Below are 15,543 nucleotides of genomic sequence, written 5' to 3'. Positions count from 1 at the left end.
AGCCGACCCGCACTTGTCGCCGCCCGAGGAGACACCCCACCGCGGCACCGACCCCCACCACACACCAACCCCACACAACCACGGCCGCAACCCAGAATCACGCGGCGCAAGCCGCGACGCACCGCAACCACACGCCGCGCCGAAGCCACCCACCCGCACCCGGCAACGAAACCCCAAGGCGCACCCAGCGACGCCCCCACCAGGCAACGGCGCCAAAACTGTTGTGGGCAAGCGTCCCGCAAGGCGGGACGGGTGGGCACAACCCGTGCCACCGGCCCGCCACACGCGAACGAACCCCCAAAGGGGCACCCACACCAGGCGCACCCCCACGAGAAACACGCACCCCGTGTGACCATCACCCCGCACCCCGTGAAGGAGCACGCCCCGGTGAAGCGGCAACCCCCCGTTTCCTTCCGCCCCCGCGAAGGGGACCCCTCCCCTACCCCGTCACATGAACGGCGCGTGAGCGGAGGTTCACGATCCGGGGAGGGGGCGACGAGGGGTGCGTAACGGGCGCGAACCGTGATGATCCCTGCGCCCCGATGGGCTTACGGCGTTCCCGCGCAGTTAAGACGCAGGTCACCCCCGCTGCCAAGGCTCACTGGTGAGCGGGCCCACCCCGCTCACCCAACGCACCACGTCGCGTTCGCACTCGGGGAGCCAGCGTATGTCCCGCACCCGTATCCGCACCCGCACCCGCACCCACCCCCACACCCTCGACCGCCGCACGCTCCTCGCCGCCACCGCCGCAGGCGCCGCCACCGGACTCGGCGCCGGGCTCGGGCTCGGCGGCGGGTCCGCGACGGCGAACCAGCCCGCCACGGCCCGCGCCGCCGTCGGCGGACACCCCCTCGCCGCGGGCGCCCCCGTCCGCGAGCCGTCGACGTCGGGCACGACGCTCGAATCCGTCGCCGCCCCGCGCGGCGCCTCCGGCGGCTACCAGCGACTCGGCGAGGGCCCCGCCTGGGACCGTGTCGTGCGCACCGAGCTGGCCCCCGCGCGCGGCGGCAGGGGAGAGAAGCGGACGGCGCTGACCGCGTTCACCCAGTTCACCGACCTGCATCTGGTGGACGTGCAGCACCCGCTGCGCTACGAGTACCTGCGCGCGGAGACGGCCAGCGCCTGGCGCCCGCAGGAGGCGCTCTCCGTCGCGGGCGTCGTCTCGCTCATCGAGCGCGTCAACGGGCTCAAGGGCGCCCCGGCCACGGGCGCGCCGCTCTCCTTCGTCGTGACGACGGGCGACAACACGGACAACAACAGCAAGGCCGAGCTGGACTGGTTCCTCACCGCGATGAGCGGCGGCCGGATCACCCCGAACACGGGTGACCCGCGCGCGTACGAGGGGGTGCAGGACAGCGGGCTGAAGCTGTACTGGCAGCCCGAGTCGGAACTGCGCGACGACGACAAGGCTCTGGGCTTCCCGCGTATCGAAGGCTTCCTCGACGCGGCGATCCGCGAGGTCAACAGCCCGGGGCTGACGCTTCCGTGGTACTCGACCGTCGGCAACCACGACTCCCTGCCCGGCGGCTGCTTCGTCTCGGGCGACGGCTTCTTCGCGGAGTTCGCCGTCGGCGGCAGGAAGCTGATGGACGTGGGCTCGGAGGCCGAGGCCGGGCGGCTGTGGCAGACGGTGCAGGACGGGAGCGACCCGAAGGGCGAGCGGTTCAGGGAGATGCTGCGCTCGCGGGCGAAGAAGATGCGCGCGGTCACCCCGGACCCGGCCCGCGCGCCCTTCACGCCCGAGGAGTATCTGCGCGCCCACCTCAGCCCGCGCTACGAGGGCGCAGGGCCCGTCGGGCACGGCTACACGAAGGAGAACCTGGAGGAGGAGCGGATGTACTACGCGTTCCGGGTCTCGGACGACGTGGTGGGCATCAGCCTCGACACGACCCGCTCGGACGGCGACTACAGAGGCAGGGTCGGCGCGGCCCAGCGCCGCTGGCTGGAGCGGGAGCTGGAGAGGCACCGTAAGGAGGGCTCGTACGTGCTGGTCTTCAGCCACCACACCAGCGCGACGACCCCGGACGGCGGCGCCGAGCTCGTCTCGCTGTTCCAGCGCAACCCGCACGTACTGGCCTGGATCAACGGGCACAGCCACAAGAACGCCATCACTCCGCGCGGCACGTTCTGGGAGGTCTCGACGGCCTCGCACATCGACTATCCGCAGTTGGCCCGCGTGGTGGAGGTGGCCGACAACGGGGACGGCACCCTCTCCCTGTTCACCACCCTCATCGAGTCGGCGGCCCCGCACCGCACCGCGTTCGACGACCTGTCCCAGACGGGGCTGGCCGCGCTCTACCGCGAGCTGTCCTTCAACGCCCCCGCCGCCCGCAAGACCCTCACCGGCGACCCCGAGGACCGCAACACGGAGCTGCTGCTGCGCAAGCCGTGAGCCCGGTAAGCCCCGTGAGCCCTCCCCCGCCGCTCAGCCGCCCGCGCCCGCCCGCGCCCCCGCGACCGGTTCCACACTGCTGCTGCTCCAGCCGGTGATGGCCATCGGCTTCGGCATCGGATTCCTCGGGGAACGCCCCACCCTCACCCAGTACGCCGGATGCGCCCTGGTCGTCCTCACCGTATGGCGTGCGAGCCGCACCGATCATTAGGGTGCTGTCGCATGCCCCTGCGCACCACCCTCGTCGCCATGGTGGTCACGGCTGCCGTCGTCGCGTTCTCCATCAGCTCGTCCGAGGCGGCCGACCGGGGCCATGCCACGACGCAGGGTGCGATGGACGCCGCCGTCGCCGAGGACGGCGCGCCGGGGGTGCTCGCGCGTGCCGAGGACGGCGGCGGGGTGTGGAACGGCGCCTCGGGCGTGGCCCGGCTCGGCACCGAACGCCCCAGGCTCCCCCAGGACCGCTTCCGCATCGGCAGCCTCACCAAGCCCTTCGTCGCGACGGTGCTGCTCCAGCTCGAAGCCGAGGGCAGGCTGCGCCTCGACGACCCGGTGGAGCGCTGGCTGCCCGGCACCGTGAGCGGCGACGGCTACGACGGACGCCGCATCACGCTGCGCCAACTGCTCGGCCACACCAGCGGAATCTACGACTACACCGAGGACGCCGCCTTCCAGCGCGCCTACTTCACCGACGCCTTCATGACCAGCCGCTTCCGCCCCGTCAGCCCCGAAGGGCTGGTGCGCACGGCGACCTCGCACCCGCCCGTCTCGGCCCCCGGCGCCGCCTGGCACTACTCCAACACCAACTACGTGCTGGCCGGGATGGTGATCGAGCGGGTGACGGGCCACTCCTACGCCCACGAGATCGAGCGCCGCGTGCTGCGCCCCCTCGGCCTGCGGGACACCTCGCTGCCCGGCGCCTCGACGCGCGTACCGGGGCGGCACGGGCACGCCTACTCAGCGCTCCTCTCGCCGGGCAAGGGGGCGAAGGTGCACGATGTGACGGTCCTGAACCCGGCCATGGCGGGGGCCTCGGGCGAGATGATCTCCACGACCGGCGACCTCGTGCGCTTCTTCCGCGCACTGGCGACGGGCAAGCTGCTGCCGCCGCACCAGTCGCGCGAGATGAGGACGACCGTCCCCGCCGTGGACGGCAACCGCTACGGCCTGGGCCTGACCGAACGCACCCTGCCCTGCGGCCAGAAGGTGTGGGGGCACGAGGGCTCCATCCAGGGCTCCCGCACCATCGCCGCCACCACGCCGGACGGTGTGCACACCGCGGCGTTCAACATCAACGGCGACTGGTCGGGCGATCCGGGGAAGCTCCTGGAAGCGGAGTTCTGCGGCTAGGGACGTATCCTGAACAGCCGACGCAGCCGAACACCCATGCGTCGCAACCGCCCGTCACAGCCGGGTGCCGCACCGCTCCGGGTACCGGGTACCCGGCGAACGACCAGGAGTTGACCGGTGATCAGTCTGGCCGCAGTGGGGGGAGTGGCCCTGATCGAACTGGGCATGGCCCTGACCCCGGGACCGAACATGATCCACCTTGCCTCTCGTGCGATCACCCAAGGCCGCAGGGCGGGCCTGGTCAGCCTGAGCGGAACGGCCGTGGGGTTCCTGTGCTACCTGCTGGCCGCCGCCGCGGGCCTGTCCGTGTTGTTCGCCGCCGTGCCGATAGCGTTCATGGTGGTCAAGCTCGCCGGAGCCGCCTACCTGGCCTACCTCGCCTGGGACATGCTCAAGCCCGGTGGCCGCTCGCCCTTCGCCCCGGCCCAGGACCTGCCTCCGGTCTCCGACGCCCGCCTGTTCTCGACGGGGCTCCTGACCAATCTGCTCAACCCCAAGATCGCGCTCCTCTACGCCGCTCTTCTGCCCCAGTTCATGGATCCTCAGGCGGGCCCGCCCTGGGCGCAGCTGCTCCAGCTCGGCGGTGTGCAGATCATCGTGGGGATCTCCGTGAACGCTCTGGTCATGCTCGGCGCGGCGCGGGTGTCCGGGTTTCTGGTCGCCCGGCCCCGCGTGATGGCCGCTCAGCGGTTCGCTGCGGGCGGTCTGCTCGGCGTCTTCGCGCTGCGCACCGCCCTGTCCCGTACGCCCGTCCCGGCCTGAGCCCGCCCGAAGGCGCCTCAGCGGGGCGAGACCACCACATACTCGGCGGGGGCCCGTTCCGCCGAGGTCACCAGTGCCGTACGTACGATCGCCGCCTGTGACTCCAGCGACTCGCGCAGCCTCTTCGGGGTGAGGTGGACGACCGCGACGCCGATCTCCTCCAGCGCCTGCCGCTTGCGCGCGAGCGAGGACCACTGCGCGCCGCTCTGCTGGTGGCGGGGCGCACGGGTGTCGAGTTCGAGGGCGACCCCGTGGTCGGGCCAGAAGGCGTCGACGCCGCCCAGGTGCGGGCCGCCGGGAAGGCGGAGATCCACGTTCCAGCAGGGGTCGGGGAGGTCGTGGCACCGCACCATCGCGTAGAGGGAGCCCTCGGCCAGCGCCCTGCCCTCGGCGAGCAGCGCGTCGACGGCGTCCACGACGTGGGGGCTCGCCAGCAGTCTGGCCCGGGTCAGCTCGCGCACGACCGCCTGCGCCTCGCAGTGTCCGCCGCGCACCGCCTCCGTGAGCAGCCGCCGCACCGTCACCGCGTCCGTGAGCCGCAGGACGGCGTCGGCGAGCGCGCGGGGCACGGGCGCCACCGGCAGCCCGGTGACCTGCTCGGGCTCGGGCGGCTGCTCGTCGCGCACGACGCGGGCGCAGCCGTGGGAGCGCAGCCGCCGGGTGCGCGGGACGAGCACGTCGAGCTGGTCGAGGGAGCGCAGCGGGGGCGCCGAGGAGAAGCCGTGCAGGGCGAGCGCGGCGAGCCCGGTGATCATCACGACGCACCCGCGCGGCAGCGACTCCTCCGCGCCCCCGTCTCCGCCGTCGTGACCGTCCTCGGGCCGTGGTTGCGGGGGGATCAACTGGCGTCCCGCGTAGAGGAGTACGGCGCGCAGCCGTTCGTCGCTGGTGGGTGGTCCGGCGTGCAGGACGTAGACGCCGGGCAGCGGCATCTGCCAGGGGCCGCCGGGGCGGCAGCGCTCGTTGGCCACCGCGGTGGTGACCCCGTGCTCGCGCAGCGCGCGGGCGGTGAGGACGCGCTGCCGCACGGCGTCCGTCAGTTCGCTGAGGGGGCGGGGGGAGAGGGGTGCGTTGTGCGTCATGCCGGGCCGATTCCCACCTCTGGTACCGGGTCCACCCTCTGTTACGAGACCGTCGACAAAGCCGGACAACGCCGTCCTAAAGTACGGACGTTCGACTACCGATGATCTCGCCCCATTCCGGCACAGGACCGGAGCCCCGGCGCAGCGCCGCTCTGGCCCGGCCCGGTCCGCCCCGGCCCGTCAGCCCCGCCCGGCCCCGTCAGCGCGTGGCACGCGCGTACCGCTCGCGCAGCCCCGCCCGGCCGCGCTCGGTCAGCGCGCCGTGCAGCCGGAGGCGGGCGATGCCGCCGTCGGGGAGGACGTCGAGGCGTACGTGGGTCGCCGTCGAGCCCTCGGGCAGCGCGAGGCGGTGCGTCGTGTCGGGCTCCAGGCGGGTGCGCGGCAGCAGCTCCGACCAGGTCCTGCCGCCGTCGACGGAGCCGTGCAGCGCTGCCCAGCCCGCCGCGTTGCCCTTGTAGTTGGCGGTGTCGATCTCGACGGCGCGCGGCTCCGCCTCACCGGCGAGGCGCAGCCGCACCCAGTCGTTGCCGGTGTCGCGGCGCCGCCGCCCCTCCCATCCGTCGTCCATCTTGTGGGAGATGCCGGGGAGGGTGATGTTGACGGGCTGCGAGAAGAAGCGGTCGGAGGCGTCCTCGACGTGCGCGCCGTTGAGGACGGAGGCCAGGTCGTAGGTGCCGAGCAGCGCCAGCCAGGACGGGTCGGGCAGCACCTCGCCGTGGACGCGCAGGCGGGCGATGCCGCCGTCGGGGTGCTGCTTGAGCCGCAGGTGGGTGAAGCGGCGGCCGTCGTCCACGGGGAAGCCGTTGGCGGCGTGCCCGTACACGCGGGTGGGCGGGACCAGCTCGTGCCAGGTCACCTTGTCCGAGAGCAGTTCACCGGGGCTCGGGGTGCCCTCGACGGCCGCCGCCTCGACGCTGACGCGCTGCGGGTAGTTGCCCCGGAAGTGCGCGGTGTCGACGAGGAGTCCGTGGACGACGCCGGGCGCTCCGAGGCGGATCAGCGCCCAGTCGTGGTCCCCGGCCGCCGGATGCGGCGCCCCGGCCGAGACGCCGCGCCTGCGGCGGGTCTCCCAGCCGTCCATGACCTTGCCCTTGTGGCCGAACGCCTCGGGGTCGAAGTGCGCGGGGCCGGGCCGCAGCAGGTTCTCGCGCTCGGCGAAGAACTCGTCGTTCGCGGCGACGACGCCCCCGCCGAAGCGGCGGTCCGCGAGGTCGACGAGGTCGGTGAACGGGAACGCGGCGGCGCGGTAGTCGGCGTACGGGTCACCCGTGGTGTAGGGCGGCGCGTCGTGGGAGTGGGCGTCGTGGGAGTGAGCGTCGTGGGAGTGGGGCTGCTGCTGGGACAACTGGAGCCTTCCGTCGGAAGCGGTGCGGTGCGGCGCGGTGCGGTGCGGTGCGGGTGGGCCGTGCGACGGCACAGCCTCCGGCCCGTCTCGTGAACGACCCTGGCAGCAGCCGACTCATCAGGTCCATCGAGACTTTCTGGGCCCACCGTTCAGTTCAGCTGAACGTTCCGCAGGGCCTCGATGACCCGCCCCAGTCCGGGCCACTCCTCGGCGCCCCTGCGCACGGCGGCCACCACGTGCCGCCGCGGCCTGTCGTGCTCCAGTACGCGCACGGCGACACGCGCCGCCGACTCCGCGCGCAGCGATCCCGTACCGCGCTCCGCCGTCGCCATCCGGGGCAGCAGCGCCACCCCCATCCCCGCGCCCACCATCGCGAGGATCGCGGACCAGTCGGCGGCCGTGTGCGCCTGCTCGGGCGCGAACCCGGCCGTCTCACACACCGTCGTCGTGATCTCCGACCACGGTCCGCTGTGCCCGAAGATCCAGGGCTCGTCGGCGAGTTCCGCCAGCCGCAGCCCGGACTTCCCCGCCAGCGGATGCCCGGCGGGCAGCGCGATGTCGAGAGGGTCGGCGTGCAGCACGAACCCGGTGAAGCGCGGATCGCGGGCCGTGGGCGCGTGCGCGGCCAGCGAGAGCGCCAGATCGACGGCGCCCTCCGCGAGCATCCCGTACGCCTCGGCCGCCTCGGCCTCGCGCACGGACACCGTCAGCCCGGGGTGCTCCTCGCGCAGCGCGCGCACGGCGGGGACGACGAGCGCGGGCACGGCCGTGCTGAAGGCGCCGACCCGTACCCGGCCGACCTCGCCCCGCAGATACCCCGCGAGGTCGGCGTCGGCGCGCTCCAGTTGGGCGAAGACGGCCTCGGCGTGCCGCAGCACGAGCGCGGCGGCGGGGGTGAGCCGCACCCGTCGGCCCTGGGCCTCCAGCAGGGGCACCCCTAGCTGCTTGCTGAGCGCGGAGAGCTGCTGCGAGACCGCCGAGGGCGTCATGAACAGCGCCTCGGCGGTCGCGGTGACGGTGCCTACGTCACCGAGTGTGCGCAGGATGCGCAGCTTCTTGACGTCCCAGTCGGCCATGCGGGGAACGTACACCGGCCCGCTCGGCCGGCCCCGTACGCCCTCCCGCTCCCGCACCCCCTCCCGTCGCGCCCAGCGCCACGCCCGCGACGACGGGGATCATGCACAGGGCCTGCGTCGGCGTCGCGCGCTCGCCGAGCAGCAGGGCCGAGAGCAGGGCGACGAAGACGGGCTGGAGGTAGTAGACGACACCGGCCCGCGCGGCGCCGACCATCGCGACGGCCTTGTTCCACGTGAAGTAGGCGACGGCGGAGGAGAAGACGCCGACGTAGAGCAGCGGCCCGACCGTGGCGGCCGAGGGGCTGAACCCGCCTTGGAGCGCGAGGCTGACCCCGTAGACCGGCGCCAGCAGCAGCGCCCCGATCGCGAAGGTGGCGAAGAGCAGCGCAAGCCCCGAGATGCCCTCGGGCCTGCGCCGCAGCAGCGCGCTGTATCCGGCGAAGGCGGCGGTGGCGCCGAGCATCAGCAGATCGCCGCCGGTGAAGTCGAGCCCGAGCAGCGCGGCGGGCGACCCCTTGGCGACGAGCGCGAGCACCCCGCACAGCGCCAGCAGCATCCCCGCGAGCCGCCGCCCGCCGACGCGGCGCCCCTCGAAGAGGACGATCAGCGCGGGCGAGGCGGCGGCGATCACCGCCATGTTGGTGGCGGGCGCGGTCTGTCCAGCGAGGTAGATGAGGGTGTTGAAGAGGGTGACCCCGAGCAGTGCGGCGAGGGTGAGGAGGCCCGCGTGCCGCCGTATCAGCGCCCGCTGCCGCCACACCTGCCCGAGCGCGAAGGGTGCCACGGCGACGAGCGCGATGATCCAGCGCCAGAACGCCGTCTGCACGGGCGGCACCTGCGTGTGCAGGGCGCGGGCGACGACGAAGTTGCCCGACCAGACGAGCGTCGCCGTGACGGCGAGCGCGAGCCCTCCCCAGGCCGCCGGATGAACCCTACGGACACGGTGCGGTGCGTCCACTGTTCTGCTGTCCTCTTTCCCGCTCCGGGCCCCGGCCGTTCCGGGGCCGCTCACAGGAACCAGCCTCGCCGCGCGGACCGCTCAGGTCCATCGAATCTTTTCGCGGCGAACTTTCAGCGAAACTGAACGGTCCAGCCCGTCCCCGCCTGTGCGGGCGCACGAAAAGGGCGCCCCGCTTGGCGGGACGCCCTTGTGACGCACGGTGTGCGGCGGGTGTCGGTTACTGCTTGCGGGACTTGTCCCCCACCATCACCAGACCGGCGATCACCAGGAAGAGCACGATCGGCGCGGCGACGTAGAGGCCGAGCGTCTCGATGACACTCAGACCAGGACCCGGGTCGTCGCCGTCGTCGCGGGTGAGCGCGAAGGCGGGGGACGACAGCAGCAGCATCAGCGTGGCACCGGCGGTGACAGTGCCGGCGCGCAGGGCGTTCTTGTTGACCTTGTTGCTCACGGATTCAACATAGCGGACGGGTACGGGCCCCGCGCGCCCGGGTCGGTGTTACAGGCGCGTGCCCCGGACGGGCGCCGGACCGGGCCGGGGCGGGTCAGTCCTCGGCGAGCGCGGTGCGCAGGTCGGCGAACAGCTCGTGCACGCGCGGCGTCGCCGCCAGTTCCTCCAGGCTGACGGGGCGGCCGGAGGCGTCGGCCACCGGCAGCCGCCAGTTGGGGTACTGGTCCCAGGTGCCGGGGAGGTTCTGCGGGCGGCGGTCCCCCAGCGCGTCCGGCAGCCAGACGCCGATCATCCGCGAGGGGGTGCGGGCGAGGAAGCGGTACACCGCCTTGACGGCGTCCTCCTCGCCGCTCGCCGTGCCGCAGGACAGCAGTCCGAGCCGCCCGAAGAAGGCGAGCCATTCGTCGGTCTCCGTCGCCGCCGCGGCCTGTTCGTGCGCGAGGGGCCGGGCCAGCAGGCCCAGCCTGTGGCGCAGCGCGACGTGCTCGCCGCTGAGTCGGGCCGCCGTGCTGGGGAGGTCGTGGGTGGTGGCGGTGGCGAGGCAGTCGGCGCGCCACCGTTCGGGGCGCAGCGGCGGCGCCTCGCCCCCGCCCTCGCCCCCGTCCCCCGCAGCGCCCGGCCCTGCGTCCGCGTCCGCGCCCGCGCCCGCGCCCGCCGCGTAGTCGCGCTCGAACCACAGCACCGAGGTCCCCAGCACCCCCCGCGCCGCCAGATCCTCGCGCATGCCGGGCTCGACCGTGCCCAGGTCCTCGCCGATGACGGCGGCCCCGGCCCGGTGCGCCTCCAGGGCCAGCACGCCGAGCATGGCCTCGGTGTCGTAGCGCACATAGGCGCCCTCCGTCGGCGGGCGGCCCTCCGGGATCCACCAGAGGCGGGAGTGGCCCATGACGTGGTCGATGCGCAGGGCTCCGGTGTGCCGCAACTGGCTGGTCAGCACCTCGCGGTACGGCGCGTAGCCGGAGACGGCCAGCGCGTCGGGCCGCCAGGGCGGCAGGCCCCAGTCCTGGCCGTGCGGGTTGAACGCGTCGGGCGGGGCCCCGGTGGAGATGCCGGGTGCGAAGACATCCTGCTGGGCCCATACGTCGGCGCCGCTCGGGTGCACCCCGACGGCGACGTCGTGCACGAGCCCGACGGGCATCCCGGCGGCCCGCGCGCTCTGCTGGGCCCGCGAGAGCTGCGTGTCGGTGAGCCAGGCGAGCCAGCTGTGGAAATCGACGCGCTCCATGTGCTCACGCCGCGTACGGGCCGTGCGGGCCGAGTGCGGGTCGTCGAGCCCTGTGGGCCAGGAGCGCCAGTCCGGGCCGTGCAGCTCGGCGAAGGTGCTCCAGGTGGCGTGGTCCTCCAGGGAATCGCCGCGCTCGGCGAGGTAATCGCAGTAGGCGGCGCGGCGGCCAGGGGCGAGGGGGACCTTGCGGACCAGTTCCAGCGCCTCGCGCTTCAGGTTCCAGACGGCGTCGCGGTCGATGAGCGCGCCCTTGCCGAGCACGGCGCCCCGCAGCGCAGCGGCCCGGCCGAGCAGCGACTCGGCGCGCTCGCGGTCGATGCCCTCCAGATAGGCGTACTCGGGCACGTCCTCGACGCGCAGGTGCACGGGATCGGGGAAGCGGCGCGAGGACGGGCGGTAAGGGGAGGGGTCCGTCGGACCGCCAGAGGCGCTGGGCACGGCAGTGTGCAGGGGGTTGAGCTGGATGAAATCGGCGCCCAGGACGCGGCCCGCCCAGTCGGCCAGATCCGAGAGGTCCGCCAGGTCTCCCATGCCCCAGGAGCGGGAGGAGAGCAGCGAGTACAGCTGGACGAGCAGGCCGAAGCCGCGCCCCGCGGCGCCGCGGCCACGGGGCGCCGGGAAGTGGTCGGGCGCGACGAGCAGCGTGGCGTGGGCCGCGCGGCCGTCGGGGGCCTGCGCGTGCAGCGTGTGCGCGCCGAGCGGGAGGGTGGCGCCGGGACCCCAGTCAAGGGTGTCCCCGCTCTCGGTGATGACCCGCAGGACGGTGCCCTCGGGGAGTGCGGGGAGCGTGGTGACCGCGGACCCGGCGCGCAGCACGACGGTGGGCGGCAGCAGGCGCAGGGAATCCTGGGCGTGCCGCTCCAGGGCCTCGCGTAAGGCTTGGGGCGTGGAGGCGTCCACGCCGAGCGCGGCGAGCACGGAGACGACCGTCTCGTCGGGCACCTCGACCGTCGAGCCCGGTGCGGGCTCGTAGGAGGTGCAGACACCGTGCGCCGCGGCGAGCCGCGCGAGGCGGCCCATCAGACGTCCGCGAACTCCGTGCTGAACCCGACGCCGGTCGCCTCGCTGGTCAGCGGGGGTTCGGCCAGGGGCGGTTCGCTGGTCAGCGGCGTGGCGTCGGCCAGAGGGGGCTCACTGGTGAGCGGGGCTTCGAAGCATCCGCAGGAGCACGAGCCGTCCAGCCCGGAATCGGGGTCGGACACACCGGGCAGGTCTACCGGCTCGTGCACTCGTTTGGAGAGTGTCTGGCGCGGCAGCGGGGTGAGCGCGGACATCAGTAGTTCAGCGGACGCGGCCACGACGGGCCTCCGTTCGTTGACAACGGGTGGTCTTGTCTGGCCTTACCCAGTCGGCGCGCGCGCAGACGTATCTACGGGGTGAACGTGGTCCAGCTCACGTTTGTTCCGGGCAGGCGATTTCACGGCCGGGCCGCTCCCGGGACGGAGAAACCGGGGGACGGCGCCGCTCGGGCCGCGAAGATTTACGCAGCGCTGACACCCGTTCACGCCGTGTCCGGGCGGCGTACCGCCCGGACACAACCCGGACACAACAAAGCCCGGTCTCAGGCAGAGGATCTGCCGTCGATCCGGGCGAGAGCGTCGTCCGCGCCGTATGGCTGGAGATAAGGCAGCCAGCGCGGGTCCCTATGCCCCGTGCCGATGATCCGCCAGGCGAGGCCTGACGGCGGCGCGGGCTGATGGCGCAGCCGCCAGCCGATCTCCCCGACGTGCCGGTCCGCTTTGACGTGGTTGCAGCGGCGGCACGCGGCCACCACGTTCTCCCAGGTGTGCTGTCCTCCGCGACTGCGCGGAATGACGTGGTCGACGCTGGTTGCGACGCCACCGCAGTACGCGCACCGGCCGCCGTCGCGCGCGAAGAGCGCACGGCGCGTGAGTGGCACGGTGCCCCGAAAGGGCACCCTCACGAACCGCTTGAGGCGGACGACACTCGGTGCGGGTATGACGCGGGTCGCGCTGTGCATAAGGGCGCCCGATTCCTCCAGGCTGATCGCCTTGTCGTTGAGGACGAGAATGAGCGCGCGGCGTAGCGGTACGACGCCGAGCGGCTCGTACGACGCGTTGAGGACCAGGACATGCGGCACGGTGCCTCCTTGTACGTCGGCGGCGCGTGGCTCGCGCCGTGACGATCTCCCCTCAGTGTGTCCCGTGGCCCGGCGAGTGCGCCACCACGACCGCGTAACGCACTGAGCGTGTTTTCAACCACACCGCATATACCCCGTGCGCCCCCTCGCGTCAGGGCTTCTCCCCCGAACGCGCCCCCAACACCCCCTCGACGGGGGCCGGATGCCGCCTTGCGCCCCGCCGTGCGGCCGAATGTGAAGGCCGTGCGCCGTTAGTGTGGTGGCCGCGTCCGCGTGCTCCGTCCGCGCCGACGCTCCCGCACACGGAAGGCTCTGCTGTGTTCTGGCTGATCGGCGCCGCGCCCTCGCCCTCGCCCGACGGGGGTGCGGGGGCCACCTCCCTTGAGGACGCCCACGAGACCGCGACGAACGCGGCCGGGTGGATCGAGGAGAACTGGTCGACCTGGCTCACCTCCGGGCTGCGCATCCTGCTGATCGCGGTGATAGCGGTCGTCCTCCGCTACGTGATACGCCGCGCCATCACCAAGCTGATAACCCGGATGAACCGCCGCGCCGCCGCCACCGACAGCGGCAACGCGCTGCGCGGACTGCTCGTCAACCACGAGCGGCGCAGACAGCGCTCGGCGGCCATCGGCTCGGTGCTCCGCAACGTCGCCTCGTTCGTCATCATGGGCACCGCCGTGCTGATGGTCCTCTCCGGACTCGGCATCAACCTCGCCCCGCTGCTGGCCAGCGCCGGTGTCGCGGGCGTCGCGCTGGGCTTCGGGGCGCGCAATCTGGTGACGGACGTGCTGGCCGGTATGTTCATGCTGCTGGAGGACCAGTACGGGGTGGGCGACCGCGTCGACGTCGGGGAGGCGTCGGGCACGGTGCTGGAGATCGGGCTGCGCGTGACGCAGTTGCGCGGCGACGACGGCGAGATCTGGTACATCCGCAACGGCGAGATCAAGCGCGTCGGCAACCTCAGCCAGGGCTGGGCGACGGCGGCGCTGGACGTCCAAGTCAGGGCGGACGAGGACATGGAGGAGGTCCGCGCGGCCATCGCGGCGGCGGGCGAGGAGCTGGGCAAGACCGAGCCCTGGGACGAACTGCTGTGGGAGCCGGTCGAGGTGCTCGGGCTGGACTCCGTCACGCTGGACTCGATGGTCATCCGGGTCTCGGCCAAGACCATGCCGGGCAAGGCGCTCGGGGTGGAGCGGGAGCTGCGCTGGCGCATCAAGCAGGCGCTGGACCGGCGCGGCATCCGGATCGTCGACGAGGAGTCGCTGGCGCTGGAGGCCGCGGGGCGGCAGGGCGCGGAGCGCGCCCGTACGGGGCGCGAGCGGGGCGAGGGGCGCGTCGAGCTGCGCAAGGGCTCAGGGGTGCCCCTCCAGAAGTAGCACGAGTTCCGTTTCACGAGGCCACGCGCCCGCGCCGGTTCCATTGACGGTGCGGGCGCGTGGCCTTACTGTCGGGGCACTCAATAGGAAACCTTCCTAACAGTGCGGGGCGGGGGCAGGCGCCATGGCGGGTACGGGGTCGGGGAGCACACCGGGGACGCCGCGTGTGCTGCGCGCGATGAACGACCGCGCCGCGCTCGATCTGCTGCTCAGTCAGGGCCCCCTCTCCCGCAGCCGCATCGGCAAACTCACCGGCCTCTCCAAGCCCACGGCCTCCCAGTTGCTGGCCCGCCTCGAAGCCGCGGGCCTCGTCGTCGTCACCGGCACCAGCGCGGGCCGCCCCGGACCCGGCGCACAGCTGTACGCGGTCAACCCCCGGGCCGCCTACGTCGCCGGGCTCGACGTGACACCGGGGCGCATCCTCGCGGGGGTCGCGGACATCGCGGGGCGCACCGTCGGCACGTACGAGCTGCCCACGCCGGGGCGGCGCGCGGCGGACGGCACGGTGGAGCTGGTCGTACGGGCCGTGGACGGGGCGGCCAGGGCGGCGGGGGTGCACCGGGGGGACCTGCGCCGCGTCGTCATCGGCACCCCGGGCGCCTTCGACCCCAGCACGGGGCGGCTGCGCTACGCCTCCCACCTGCCAGGATGGCACTCCCCCGCCCTGCTGGACGAGCTGGCCGCCGCGCTGCCGATGCCGCTGGACTACGACAACGACGTGAACCTCGTCGCCGTCGCCGAGCAGAAGCTGGGCGCCGCCGAAGAGCACGAGGACTTCGTCCTGCTGTGGAACGAGGAGGGCATCGGCGCGGCCCTCGTCATCGGCGGGAGGCTGCACCGCGGCCGAACGGGCGGCGCGGGCGAGGTCGGCTTCCTGCCGGTGCCAGGCGCGCCGCTCGAACGCCGTCCCGCGCGGACCAACAGCGGCGGCTTCCAGGAACTGGCCGGGGCCAACGCGGTGCTGCGCCTCGCCCGTGAACTGGGCCTTGAGTACGACAGGGACGCGCGGATGAAGGACGCGGCGGCCGAGCTGCTGGCGCGCGCGGCGTTGGCCGCCTCGGGCTCTGGCTCCGATGCGGCGGGCCCCGAAGCGGGCACGCCGGACGCGGATTCGGGCGCGTACGGCGAACTGCTGCGCCGCACCGCCACCGGCGTCGCCGTCGGCCTCGCCTCGCTCGTGGCCATGCTCGACCCCCAGCTCATCGTGCTCTCGGGCGGCGTGCACACCGCGGGCGGCGAGCCGCTGCGCGCGCTGGTGCGCGCCGAACTCACCGAACTCGCCGTGCCACGGCCCCAACTGGTGCTGGGCACGGTGACCGAGCACCCCGTGCTGAACGGTGCGCTCCAGAGCGCCCTGGCCACGGCCCGCGACGAGGTGTTCGACACCGCCCGCTGATCCCCCTCATAGCGCTCACAGCG

Annotated in this window: 13 protein-coding genes; 5 read left to right on the top strand and 8 right to left on the bottom strand. The window is 73.3% G+C overall.

Going from position 1 to position 15,543, the window contains the following annotated elements; translation table 11 throughout:
* Positions 1-667: 667 nt before the first annotated feature.
* The 3 genes from ACYVOO_RS15425 to ACYVOO_RS15415 all read left to right on the top strand — a co-directional run bounded on the left by ACYVOO_RS15425 (position 668) and on the right by ACYVOO_RS15415 (position 4,504).
* Positions 668-2,392, top strand: coding sequence for a TIGR03767 family metallophosphoesterase (locus ACYVOO_RS15425; protein ID WP_461016228.1), 1,725 nt, complete (start codon positions 668-670; stop codon positions 2,390-2,392).
* A 222-nt stretch (positions 2,393-2,614) separates the two neighbouring features.
* Positions 2,615-3,742 (top strand): serine hydrolase domain-containing protein, encoded by a 1,128-nt coding sequence (locus tag ACYVOO_RS15420; protein ID WP_461016227.1) that lies wholly within the window; start codon positions 2,615-2,617, stop codon positions 3,740-3,742.
* 117 nt (positions 3,743-3,859) lie between these two features.
* Complete coding sequence (locus ACYVOO_RS15415; protein ID WP_461016226.1) at positions 3,860-4,504, top strand: LysE family translocator; 645 nt, start codon at positions 3,860-3,862, stop codon at positions 4,502-4,504.
* A 17-nt stretch (positions 4,505-4,521) separates the two neighbouring features.
* Here ACYVOO_RS15415 and ACYVOO_RS15410 read toward each other — a convergent pair whose 3' ends face one another.
* From ACYVOO_RS15410 to ACYVOO_RS15375, 8 genes are all read right to left on the bottom strand, one after another.
* Positions 4,522-5,586 (bottom strand): hypothetical protein, encoded by a 1,065-nt coding sequence (locus ACYVOO_RS15410; protein ID WP_461016225.1) that lies wholly within the window; start codon positions 5,584-5,586, stop codon positions 4,522-4,524.
* A 199-nt stretch (positions 5,587-5,785) separates the two neighbouring features.
* Positions 5,786-6,931, bottom strand: coding sequence for an allantoicase (alc, locus tag ACYVOO_RS15405; protein WP_461016224.1), 1,146 nt, complete (start codon positions 6,929-6,931; stop codon positions 5,786-5,788).
* A 149-nt stretch (positions 6,932-7,080) separates the two neighbouring features.
* Positions 7,081-8,007 carry a LysR family transcriptional regulator gene (locus ACYVOO_RS15400; protein ID WP_461016223.1) on the bottom strand — a complete coding sequence of 309 codons (927 nt, stop codon included), beginning with the start codon at positions 8,005-8,007 and terminating at the stop codon, positions 7,081-7,083.
* Positions 7,958-8,965 (bottom strand): DMT family transporter, encoded by a 1,008-nt coding sequence (locus ACYVOO_RS15395; RefSeq protein WP_461016222.1) that lies wholly within the window; start codon positions 8,963-8,965, stop codon positions 7,958-7,960. The genes ACYVOO_RS15400 and ACYVOO_RS15395 overlap by 50 nt, the downstream gene beginning before the upstream one ends.
* Positions 8,966-9,185: 220 nt before the next feature.
* Positions 9,186-9,419: a hypothetical protein gene (locus ACYVOO_RS15390; RefSeq protein WP_453345539.1), complete on the bottom strand. Its 234-nt coding sequence runs from the start codon at positions 9,417-9,419 to the stop codon at positions 9,186-9,188.
* Between the two features lie 94 nt (positions 9,420-9,513).
* Positions 9,514-11,664 (bottom strand): 4-alpha-glucanotransferase, encoded by a 2,151-nt coding sequence (gene malQ, locus ACYVOO_RS15385; protein WP_461016221.1) that lies wholly within the window; start codon positions 11,662-11,664, stop codon positions 9,514-9,516.
* Positions 11,664-11,942 carry a hypothetical protein gene (locus tag ACYVOO_RS15380; RefSeq protein ID WP_461016220.1) on the bottom strand — a complete coding sequence of 93 codons (279 nt, stop codon included), beginning with the start codon at positions 11,940-11,942 and terminating at the stop codon, positions 11,664-11,666. Before ACYVOO_RS15380 ends, malQ begins: the two co-directional genes overlap by 1 nt.
* Before the next feature lie 263 nt (positions 11,943-12,205).
* Entirely contained in the window at positions 12,206-12,745 is a 540-nt protein-coding gene (locus ACYVOO_RS15375) for an HNH endonuclease (RefSeq protein ID WP_453345542.1), read from the bottom strand.
* A 317-nt stretch (positions 12,746-13,062) separates the two neighbouring features.
* On the opposite strand from ACYVOO_RS15375, the gene ACYVOO_RS15370 reads away from it, so the two are divergent.
* Positions 13,063-14,124: a mechanosensitive ion channel family protein gene (locus ACYVOO_RS15370; RefSeq protein WP_461016219.1), complete on the top strand. Its 1,062-nt coding sequence runs from the start codon at positions 13,063-13,065 to the stop codon at positions 14,122-14,124.
* 124 nt (positions 14,125-14,248) lie between these two features.
* Positions 14,249-15,520, top strand: coding sequence for an ROK family transcriptional regulator (locus ACYVOO_RS15365; protein ID WP_461016218.1), 1,272 nt, complete (start codon positions 14,249-14,251; stop codon positions 15,518-15,520).
* Positions 15,521-15,543: the final 23 nt, after the last annotated feature.

Source organism: Streptomyces daliensis, from assembly GCF_054782395.1.
The sequence above is the reverse complement of the archived record's forward strand: the minus strand, read 5'-3'. Positions and strand labels throughout refer to the sequence as shown.